Source organism: Deltaproteobacteria bacterium (assembly GCA_009930495.1).
Taxonomy (GTDB): domain Bacteria; phylum Desulfobacterota; class Desulfovibrionia; order Desulfovibrionales; family Desulfomicrobiaceae; genus Desulfomicrobium.
In genome coordinates this window covers 1-2255 of the sequence record RZYB01000294.1, presented here as the reverse complement: position 1 = coordinate 2255, position 2255 = coordinate 1, and the positions used below count along the sequence as shown (strand labels likewise).

2 protein-coding genes are annotated in these 2255 nt (G+C 62.5%); both read right to left on the bottom strand.

Translation table 11 applies throughout. From position 1 onward, the window contains the following. Positions 1 to 123, bottom strand: a 123-nt coding sequence (locus EOL86_13965; GenBank protein ID NCD26679.1) for a prolipoprotein diacylglyceryl transferase, incomplete at its 3' end; no start/stop codon positions are given. Continuing rightward, positions 120 to 1148 carry a phosphatidylserine decarboxylase gene (locus tag EOL86_13960; GenBank protein ID NCD26678.1) on the bottom strand — a complete coding sequence of 343 codons (1029 nt, stop codon included), beginning with the start codon at positions 1146 to 1148 and terminating at the stop codon, positions 120 to 122. The genes EOL86_13960 and EOL86_13965, both read right to left, overlap by 4 nt. Positions 1149 to 2255: the final 1107 nt, after the last annotated feature.

Genomic DNA, 2255 nt, shown 5'->3' with positions numbered 1-2255 from the left:
GTTCTTGGCCACGGGCAGACTGGCCAGCATCTGCCAACGCTCGGCCGGCAGGTTCCGCCCTCCCCACAACAAAAACGCGCCCAAAGCCAGCGCGTAGCCACCGATCAACACCATTTCGTTCATGCCGCCTCCAGGCTTCTCTCTGTTCCTGCATGCCGGACATGGGCGATGGTTTCGCGCACGCGCACGTCCGTTTCAATCCAGGGTCGCCCCAGCCAATCCGAAAACCGGTTGGTCACATCGGTCCGCCCCTGATGACGCCGCAGGTCCGGACAAAACTCCACGCGGCCTTTCTGAAAAATGAGCACATCCAGGGAGCTACCCGGCCGGTACAGGCTCTTGGGCCGCCCCTTGCGCAGAAACATCCCCGGCCGAAGGGATTGGGGCGCATCGTAGTCGTGGTCACTGTACGCCTGGACAATCTGGCCGATCATAAGCGCCACCACCTCGACCATGGCCACCAGACCGCAGCCCGCGCCGCCGGGGACATCCGTGTCGAGGATGGTCACCACGCGGCGGTTACGGGAAAAAGGCGTCACCTCGTGGATGACGGCCGTTGGGTTGCAGGAATGAAACGCGCCTTCGATGGTGTAGATGTCGCGGACCACTCCGCCGACCGGGACGTGATTGTAATGGTATTTGTCCGGCGTCAGACGGAACACGGCGAAATCCCCGTCCTTGAAGGCGGCGAGCCAGTCCCGTTTTTCCGGGCCGAGCAGTTCCGGGAAGGAAAAGAATTTGTCCTTGATGAAAAACACGGACCCAGGCTCCAGGGCTCCAACGAACATGCGCGAATCCGCGGGCGACACCACCTCGGTCGGGCTTTCGTCCATGGGCCGCACGGTTTCGTAACGAATCTGGCGTTCGAAAATGCGCCGAGCCGTGGTGTACTCGGCGCGTGGCCGCACACACTCGTCCAGATCGATGCCCAGCCGCCGCGCGAGGCGGTCGGCGCTGCTCAGGCGCGCACCCAGGGGCAGGTCGTAGTTCAGGAAACCAAGCAGGCTGCTGGTCCGTCCCGAGGTCAGGGCCCTAAACAGGGCCGGGGCCTGTTCCCGCGTCCGGCCATAGAGATAGGCGATGAGGCGGTCACAAAAAAGATCTTCATCACGGACCTCGCCCGAGGCCCGATCCACGAACTGGTGCATGTTATTTCCTTGCGCGGACGCGGGCATTATCCGCGTGCATGCCGATGACAAGCAGCAAAAGGCTGGTCAAAACGCCACGCGAACGGTTGATTTCCTTGTGCTCGCGCAGCTCGCGCCGGGCCTCGGCCATGAACTCGAGCACATCCCGCCCGCCGAGTAGAGCCGGCAATCCGGTCCGACAGAACTGGCCGGGCAGACAGCCGAAATCCGTCACCGTGCGACAGTCTTCCTCCAGATAATCCATGGCCTCGGCCAGCAACTCCAGCCGCAGCTCCGAACGGTACAAATCCTCGGCCGCGAGGTTGAACTCCCGGGCGCGCACATGATGCGGGGTCTTGGCTCCGATCCGGTCCAGAATCCGGTCCGTGAGTTTGCCGCCGGCCCCGCGCCGGGGTTCCAGGACGCGCAGGCGCAGATCAGCCAGAAGGCCTTTGGCCTGACACATCTCGACCAGGTCCGCGCCCTCGCGCTCGATGAATTCGATCAGGGACAGCCGGTATTCCTGGTTATAGACGCGCTGCCGACCCGGATAGCGATGGCTGGGCCTTGTCCGGCGCGCGACCTGGGCCAAGCTGGCCAAAAACGCATTGGTCGAATCCTGGCGGACGAAAAATGTCGGCAGGTCCATGGCCGTGGCGAAAAAAATCTGGCGTCGTTCGCTCTCCACCTCGGGCGTGTCCGGAATATGGGCGTGGGTCACGCGGCCGGTCAAAATTAGCTTGTAGGCCAGACAGGTCAGCAGTTGCTGCAGGTCGGCGGCCGGACGCATGTCTTCTTCCAAGGAATGGAACAAGCTGTAAAACCGGGCCTCGAACCCGGTAAAACCCATGACGCCAAAGGCCCGCTGTTTGTAGAGCAGATATGTGGACATGGATTCGTGAAACACGCCCAGTCCGTCCAGATCGCGTTTGAGGCGCGCGTCGTTGCCCAATGACCCGTCCAGGGCCGGGCACTGATGCGTGCTCATGAGCGTGGTCATGTAGTCCAGGACGCGGAAATCCGGGACAAAATCGCCCCGCAGGCCAAAGACCCGGGCCACCAGTTCATCCAGTACGACCGGTCCGAAAGGCGTGACCGGGCGGCCGAGAATCTTGAGCTTGGCCTTCT